Below are 7042 nucleotides of genomic sequence, written 5' to 3'. Positions count from 1 at the left end.
TCATCGTTCTGGACAAGGGCTGCATTGCCGAGCGCGGAACCCATGATGAACTGATGGCGTTGAACGGCGTCTATGCCCGGCTTGTCCAGTCCGCCGGCTGATGATCCACGTCGGATAAGGACCGCCATCGGCGACAGCCTCGCCGGGCAACAGGCTAGACGGCGGCTTTCGCCTCAAGCTCACCGAGATGGTCCTGGCAGATCGTCTCGACAAGGTCATGCAGGATGGCGGTCCGCTCGCCCAGCCAGACAAGCGCTTCCTCGCTGATCGCGTAATGCTTGGAATAGCGCGATTTGACATAGGCTTCGTTGACCGTGTTGAACCAGGCGCGGTAGCGCTGCTGGTCGCGCGGCCAGGCCTCGGCAAGGCGCCGGTCCCGGCCTTCGGCCAAGGTGCGCAGAAAATTCAGATTGTGCGATGCCGGGCCGTAATTGGTGAGGGTGAGCAGCGCGGTCGAATAGGCGTGCTCGATGGCTTGGTGAAAGCTAAATGCTGCCCCTTTTTGCCAACCGGTGTTTTCAGGAGATTGTCTGTACTGCCACCGCGCGGTGGCTAACATCATTTGAGCTTCAGCAAACCTAACATCAAAATGTTCCCTTGCCACCCTGTACTCGTCGGCCGGGGTGAGCGGGCGCGGGTCGGCCAGCGGCTCGTCGTCGAGTTCGTAAAGCACGATGCCCTGGCGCTGAATGTCGGAAAAGAAATACTGGCCTTGCCTGAGCGCCGTGTTCACCTCGCGGCGCGAATGGACGATGAAGCCGACCTGGGTGGGAACGCCCTTGTCGTGGATCAGCCGGTCGGCCGCCTTGTACCAGTAGCTGGCAAAGTCGGTCAGCTTGCGGTTGTTGACAAGGATGAGCAGATCATAGTCGGACCGGTACCCCTTCATCGTGTGGGGCTCGTCCACCCAGTCCCCGCGCGCATAGGAGCCGAACAGGATCACTTTCAGGATCCGGCCCTTCTTCTTGAAGTCGGCCGTCGCATCCTTCAGCGCATCCTCGAACTCCTCCAGGAGCAGGTCGACAATGCGCGCTAATTCCCGCTGCTTGCGTTCGGGCAGATGATCAAGACTGGACTTCATCATGCGGTGCTCTGTCTCCCGGCCGGTTCTTTCCATCCTGCAGCGCTGGCGCCAGCTGCCCCGGTGTGCCATGTTTGCCGGCAGGCAGCAACAGCCTGTGCACTTGCTGCCGGTATTGTGCTAAATGATGGCTCGCAAGCACAGCTTTTTTTTGTCGCTATGCCCCCTTCAAAGCCATGCCGGCCAATCGCGGAGCCTTGCAAACCATCATTCCATTCAATCATCAAGCGTCAGGCCAAGACGCTTCAGGATGATAACCGGCCTGTGCTTGCAGTCATCGGCCCATTGCGGTCTTTCTGCGCAGGCACGGGCAAAATTGGCAATGGCTGAGGACGAGGATTTCGGCAAAAGCCGATAGCCGAGATCCATATAGGCTTTCTCCCGCTCGGAGACACAGCCGCGGCCGCCAGCGCCGCATTGATCGGCGCCAGGCTTTTGCGGAGGCTGTTGTTTCATATCCACTGCAAATGCCTGGAACGCCACCACAAACATGACGGCGGCAAGCGTTGCGATGATGGTCGCAGTGCGTATCTGCATGGCTTTCCCCTTTCAAGGAAGTTGTCCCGCAGGAGCGGGCGCAGATAAAGGTGGCGGGCGAGCAGGTCCTTGCCCGGGCGGATCGATATTGGAGGGAGCCAATGCCGGTTTTGATTTTTCTGCGCGATATTGCCATGGCGGTAGCAGGCCCTTTGCCGACCAGACGCCGAAACCGAGACCGCGTGCCCTGCGCTCAAGATCGAAATAGGCGGGAACGGCAGGTTCCCCCGGATAGTGATAGGCATAGCCGATACCTTCGGCGATGGCTGCGGCCGCCAGATTGATCTCTCCGACAAAACAATGCGCAAGGATGACGTTGTTGCCGTCGCGTTGAAGCGGAGAGCAGTTTACGTCGCGGCGCAGGGTGCGAAGGACGAGCCAGGAACGGGCAATCTGTCCTGCCGGCCATTCAACACCGTCGCTGTCGGCGATTTGTTCCGGTTCAGGTGTTTCATATCCGGCCAGCCGTACGGTTTCCTTCTGTTGCATGAACGTCAGGGTTTTTCCGTCGACAACACGAACGCGGCCATGGATCTGCGCCGGCAAGGACAGGCTCTGTCCGGAACTTGGTGTATTTGGCGCGGCTGCACTGTCAAGCACCACCGCCCCGAGCAGCAGACATGTGCGCAGCATTTTCATGGCCTCCCTCCCTCCGGCTTTGACGGGTAGAGAATGCCGAGCGGATGCGGCAGATCCGAATAGGCCCAAAGCCCGGCACGGGCCTGGCGCGCCGCCTCCTCAAGCATGCGATAGGCGGGGACGATGAGCTTTCTCGTCTCGTCAATGGCTGCAAATCCCCATCCACGGGCGATCAACAGGCTCGCAAGATCATAGCTGCGCGTCCCGGCCCGTGTCTGGCAGATGACAAGCGCATTGTACTCATCGATGATCCTGATGACCGAACAAGAGGGGATCGTGTCTTTGACGATGGCCTGCACCATCAGGATATTGAGCGCGCCGCAGTCGCGCTTGACGTTACCGGAGACAATAATCCGCGTTCCGCGAATGCAGGACTGCACCCCGTAGAGGCGGTAACGTTTGCCGTGCGATAGCCATGTATCACCGGTTTCGAACGCCGCGTCCGGTGGAAAGGGAAAGGGCTCGGGAAAAACCGCACCGGAATGCGGTTCCGAAGCCGCTGGGGCCGCCTCCTGCACCGGGCCGACAAAAGCCGGCGAGGAGGGGAGGATGTCTGGATCGTGCCGGCGCCATCCAATCAAGGCTGCGATCAGCATGAAAACGCCGATACCAAGCCGCTTGCCTGCAATGACCATCATGTCACCACCCAATTCCGGCTATTGCATCCTCCCATCATCCATTCTCAGTTCTGGAGCGTCCGACGGGAAAAGCAATATCCAACTCTAGTTTGATATATAGCATGGAATATTTCGTTCTCCAACAAGGGCAGACGTCAAATCGCAGACGGCTGCGGCGCTCAGTTGGTGGCCCTCTTTCACCAACTGGCCTGCCCACGGGGTGATCCAGAGTTGTTGTTGGTGGATACTTTTGTTTTTGGGGGGGCTTGGCAGGCGTGGTCCAGATCCGGCGTTGGCCGCCCGTATGGATTTGAGTATCTAAGCCAGATCAGCCAAATAGCAGGGCCTTATGTCGAACCGCTGATCGCCACGCGATAGCTTCCATATCTCTCTAAGTTCGCTGGCAATTCTGTTGTAGGCATTTTAATGCATTTGCCTACAACTCCCATATTGCGAGTGTTGACGGCTCCAGGTATATTGTAGGCAACCCACTTCATTTGCCTACAAAGGAACCCCAGTGGCAAAAATTGACGAATTGCCAATCGCCATCCAGACTATATATGCGGATTTGGTGCAACGCGCCTGGACTGGAAACCTATCCGCACTGACTGCTCAGGGAGGTTCTGCATATACCCGGGACGTGAAGGGCAGACTGTACTGGTACTGGCAACCACCGACAGATCGTGACGGCACACGTCCATCCGCAAAATATATCGGCCCGGACAACGATCAAACACGCGCACATCTCCAAGAGTTGCAAGATCACGTGGAAAATCTGCGCCAACGTCGCGATATGGTTCGAGCCCTGCGCGCTGCACGTCTTCCGGTCCCCGATACAATGTCAGGAAACATTATGGCCGCTATGGCAGAAGCGGGTGTATTTCGCCTTCGCGCCACCGTTATCGGTTCGGTTGCATTTCAAACATATTCCGGATTGCTTGGTTATCATTTGCCCGCAACGATCAGCAGGACGGGCGATCTCGATATAGGTCAATTCCAATCCATCGCCATTGCAGTCGAGGATAAAATCGACCGGGACCTTGAATCCGTCCTTCAGACCGTTGATACACGTTTCAAAGCTGTTCCCTATGCAATGGATGGCCGAAAAACCATGCGGTACGCCCTTCGTGTTGGAGGTGACGAACGCTTCTCGGTTGACATCTTGAGTCCGATGCGTGGTCCCGACCGCCCAAAGGTCGGTTCATTGCCAGCCATCCGCAGTGATGCACAATTCCTGCGTTATCTTGATTTTCTATTATATCAGGAGGTCAATGGCGTTGCCCTTCATGGGGCAGGAATTCCAATTAACGTGCCGGACCCAACCCGATATGCTCTGCATAAATTGATTGTTTCTCAGCTGCGCCGTCAAGATGATCAGCAGAGTGCGGCAAAGTCCCGAAAGGATTTGGAACAGGCCCGAGCATTGATCAGTGTATTGGCTATTCAACGTCCAGACGATCTAAAAGATTTGTGGCAGGAGCTTTGTGAGCGGGGATCTTCTTGGCGTGAAAAGGCCATCGCCAGTCTGGCTCAAATGCCCGCTGAAATCGCTCTGGCACTTGGGGAAGATGACTTCGACTCCCCAGTTCAGCATATAGATCAATGACCGATGCTTCGAGGCGGTAGCTGTGATTGTCACTGATATAACATCACCGCCTGATTAGCTTGTTCCATAATAATTGTTACGCGATTTTTAGCAGACCGGGGGGTGGGTTCTATTCTGAAGTGCGACTTTGTAGCGATAACAATGGCTTATCGCAGCAAAGGAATTGCTCATGAATGGACTGCTTCGGCACACCTACTCCCAAATCACGCTTGATGAGCGGCGTAAGATCGAGCGCTGGCGCGCCGCAAAGATCAGCGTTGATATTATTGCCGAGAAACTGGGGCGGCATCGCTCGACGATCTTTCGCGAACTGAAGCGCAATAGTTTCGATGATCCCGAGATGCGAGAACTGACGGGTTATTACGGTCTGGTGGCCGATACGAAGTCAAAGGACCGGCGTTACAATCTGCGCAAACTGATGCGACGGCCGCTGCTGCGCGAGGCTATCATCGAGCGTATCCGCCACGGCTGGTCACCCGAACAGATCGCAGGCCGCCTCAAGCTGGAAGAAGCGCGACACGGCATGAGTGTCTGTCATGAGACGATCTACCGGTTTGCCTATTCGAAAGATGGTCAGGCGATCAAACTGTGGCATCACCTGCCGGAGCGTCGCGCCCGACGCCGTCCGCGGCGTGCCCGGCGCTGTTATGGCCGCCGGTTCAGCCCGGAACTGAGTATCCTGCATCGACCAGACAGCGTGCGTGAACGCAAGCAGTTCGGTCATTGGGAGTGTGATCTCATTCAGTTCAGGAAGAAGTTCGGCGAAGCCAATATCACTTCTCTGGTTGAGCGGGTCAGTCGCTTCACCGTATTCCTGCGCAACAATGACCGGCAGTCGCGGCCGATCATGGAGCGTCTGATACGGACGCTGGAAGCCCTGCCCGTCCGTGCCCGCCGGTCAATTACCTTTGACCGAGGCACCGAATTCACCGATTGGCCACACCTACAAGCTGGGCTTGGAACTCAGACATGGTTCTGCGATCCGCAGTCGCCCTGGCAAAAAGGCACCGTCGAGAACACAAATCGCCGGGCACGCAGATGGCTTTCGAGGGATGTCGATCCCCTGGCCATTAGCGATATCGAACTGCACCGCGTCTGCAACCAGCTCAACACCACCCCCCGCAAATGTCTGGGCTTCAGGACACCGGCCGAAGTCTTCCGGCAAAAGGTCATGGCAAGGAGGCGGTGAATGGATTAGCTTGCCGATGCTGCAAGGTCGCGCTTGGCCGAGAACTCACAGGGGAGTGGGTCAATAGCAAAGGTCCCGGCAGCCAATGCAACCGGGGCCTGTTGACCGAAGCCGCGGGAGCGACGCGAGCTTTGGTGAAAACGGGCAGGAGCGGGTTCGATACCCGCGATCTGCACGAGGGCGGGCGCTGGTGCCTGGAAGAGCACCCCTGATTTGAAATCGCTATGCCGCGCTCAATGCCCGCTCAATAGCTTCCGGTTCTTTCTCGATAATGGTCAGGAGAAGGCGTGAAGGCGCATCAACCGCACTTCTGCCTTGCTCCCAATCCCGTATCCTTCCAATCGAAAAACCATACCGTGCGGCAAAGGCTGCTTGCGAGAGTCCGGTCTTTGCCCGAATGGCGCTCACATCGATCTTTGCGGGAATGTGGATGCGATAATCATCTGGATTGGCCTCACCTTTGGCAATGGCAAGCGCTTCATGTGCGCCTTGTAATATTCTACTTCCGGCTTTGCTCATTTCTTCTTCCTCTCATTTGCTGATCTGGCTTTTGCGTTTTCGCGCCAGATGCGAGGCAATGCAGTTAGAACCTTCTTCAACTCATTCAATTCAGACTTGGATAAATTTGCCTGAGAGGATTTGCTGTAGATATCCAACAGGAACACAGGAATACCTCGTCTGCGAAATAGGTAATGATGCGATAGCCGCCGCTCTTGCCTTTGCCTCGTGCTGCGTATCGGACCTTACGTGCGCCCCCACTACCGGGCATCAGGTCACCGGCAGTTGGATTATCCGCGATGAATGCAACGATGTCGGCGCGTTCCAGATCGCTTATACCCTCATCATATGCCGAAGCCAGAAATGCGGGTGTTTCGATAACTGTTTGCATAATTACTCATACGGAATTTCCGCACTTCTGCCAAGGATTAATACGGGATTTCCGTACATTGATGGACGGGCGGCTTGCGCCGCCCCTCGCCGGTTATTCCGCCGCCTGTTCGAAGGCGTCCGCGTCGAGATCACCCGTCTCAGACGGATCGATTTCCCCATCATCTTCGATGTCGTCGATGCTTTCCAGATCGGCAACATTGTTGGCGTTTGGCTGCTCGATGCGCACATATTTTGGCAACCAGTTGGTATCCTTGACCAACCGTTCGGCAACGACAACGGCTTCGGCCTTCTTCTTGGCGCTGACAACGGCGCTTGCCGCCTGTTGTCCAGCCGCTTCCGTCACCGCGACTTGAAGGCTGTTGCGGTTGAGGTGGGTGAAGCAGCCTTCTGCAGTTGGCCGATACCAGCTTGCCATTTCGATTTTCAGGGCATTGGCCAACTGGTTGCCATGCACAACAGCTTTGGTGTTTGCATCGTGCTTA

At 56.4% G+C, this 7042-nt stretch carries 9 protein-coding genes; 2 read left to right on the top strand and 7 right to left on the bottom strand.

The window, feature by feature from the left end:
* Positions 1–154: 154 nt before the first annotated feature.
* The 4 genes from ACTJJ7_RS24630 to ACTJJ7_RS24615 form a co-directional block, all read right to left on the bottom strand.
* Positions 155–1081, bottom strand: a complete 927-nt coding sequence (locus ACTJJ7_RS24630; protein WP_440969128.1) for a nucleotidyltransferase and HEPN domain-containing protein — start codon at positions 1079–1081, stop codon at positions 155–157.
* Between the two features lie 216 nt (positions 1082–1297).
* Positions 1298–1618 (bottom strand): hypothetical protein, encoded by a 321-nt coding sequence (locus ACTJJ7_RS24625; RefSeq protein ID WP_440969125.1) that lies wholly within the window; start codon positions 1616–1618, stop codon positions 1298–1300.
* A gap of 12 nt (positions 1619–1630) precedes the next feature.
* Positions 1631–2257, bottom strand: a complete 627-nt coding sequence (locus tag ACTJJ7_RS24620) for a thermonuclease family protein (protein WP_440969124.1) — start codon at positions 2255–2257, stop codon at positions 1631–1633.
* Complete coding sequence (locus ACTJJ7_RS24615) at positions 2254–2895, bottom strand: nuclease (RefSeq protein WP_105737395.1); 642 nt, start codon at positions 2893–2895, stop codon at positions 2254–2256. Before ACTJJ7_RS24615 ends, ACTJJ7_RS24620 begins: the two co-directional genes overlap by 4 nt.
* A 496-nt stretch (positions 2896–3391) precedes the next feature.
* On the opposite strand from ACTJJ7_RS24615, the gene ACTJJ7_RS24610 reads away from it, so the two are divergent.
* Together ACTJJ7_RS24610 and ACTJJ7_RS24605 are read left to right on the top strand one after the other, a co-directional pair.
* The gene (locus tag ACTJJ7_RS24610) at positions 3392–4480 is read left to right on the top strand and encodes a nucleotidyltransferase family protein (RefSeq protein WP_130502130.1); all 1089 of its coding nucleotides are present in this window, start codon (positions 3392–3394) and stop codon (positions 4478–4480) included.
* A gap of 169 nt (positions 4481–4649) precedes the next feature.
* A complete protein-coding gene (locus tag ACTJJ7_RS24605) occupies positions 4650–5669 on the top strand; it encodes an IS30 family transposase (RefSeq protein ID WP_440969123.1) in 1020 nt (339 codons plus the stop codon).
* A gap of 222 nt (positions 5670–5891) precedes the next feature.
* Here ACTJJ7_RS24605 and ACTJJ7_RS24600 read toward each other — a convergent pair whose 3' ends face one another.
* The 3 genes from ACTJJ7_RS24600 to ACTJJ7_RS24590 form a co-directional block, all read right to left on the bottom strand.
* Positions 5892–6188, bottom strand: coding sequence for a helix-turn-helix domain-containing protein (locus ACTJJ7_RS24600; RefSeq protein ID WP_105737398.1), 297 nt, complete (start codon positions 6186–6188; stop codon positions 5892–5894).
* Between the two features lie 85 nt (positions 6189–6273).
* Positions 6274–6558 (bottom strand): type II toxin-antitoxin system RelE/ParE family toxin, encoded by a 285-nt coding sequence (locus ACTJJ7_RS24595; protein WP_245421225.1) that lies wholly within the window; start codon positions 6556–6558, stop codon positions 6274–6276.
* Between the two features lie 93 nt (positions 6559–6651).
* Positions 6652–6975, bottom strand: coding sequence for a hypothetical protein (locus tag ACTJJ7_RS24590; RefSeq protein WP_130502131.1), 324 nt, complete (start codon positions 6973–6975; stop codon positions 6652–6654).
* Between the last annotated feature and the right edge of the window lie 67 nt (positions 6976–7042).

Source organism: Phyllobacterium sp. 22229 (genome assembly GCF_052056495.1).
GTDB lineage: Bacteria > Pseudomonadota > Alphaproteobacteria > Rhizobiales > Rhizobiaceae > Phyllobacterium > Phyllobacterium myrsinacearum.
The sequence above is the reverse complement of the archived record's forward strand: the minus strand, read 5'-3'. Positions and strand labels throughout refer to the sequence as shown.

Excerpts from the sequence above, each read along its gene's own strand:
- ACTJJ7_RS24630 (WP_440969128.1), bottom strand. The coding sequence starts at position 1,081 with ATGAAGTCCAGTCTTGATCATCTGCCCGAACGCAAGCAGCGGGAATTA.
- ACTJJ7_RS24625 (WP_440969125.1), bottom strand. The coding sequence starts at position 1,618 with ATGCAGATACGCACTGCGACCATCATCGCAACGCTTGCCGCCGTCATG.
- ACTJJ7_RS24620 (WP_440969124.1), bottom strand. The coding sequence starts at position 2,257 with ATGAAAATGCTGCGCACATGTCTGCTGCTCGGGGCGGTGGTGCTTGAC.
- ACTJJ7_RS24615 (WP_105737395.1), bottom strand. The coding sequence starts at position 2,895 with ATGATGGTCATTGCAGGCAAGCGGCTTGGTATCGGCGTTTTCATGCTG.
- ACTJJ7_RS24605 (WP_440969123.1), top strand. The coding sequence starts at position 4,650 with ATGAATGGACTGCTTCGGCACACCTACTCCCAAATCACGCTTGATGAG.
- ACTJJ7_RS24600 (WP_105737398.1), bottom strand. The coding sequence starts at position 6,188 with ATGAGCAAAGCCGGAAGTAGAATATTACAAGGCGCACATGAAGCGCTT.
- ACTJJ7_RS24595 (WP_245421225.1), bottom strand. The coding sequence starts at position 6,558 with ATGCAAACAGTTATCGAAACACCCGCATTTCTGGCTTCGGCATATGAT.
- ACTJJ7_RS24590 (WP_130502131.1), bottom strand. The coding sequence starts at position 6,975 with ATGGCAAGCTGGTATCGGCCAACTGCAGAAGGCTGCTTCACCCACCTC.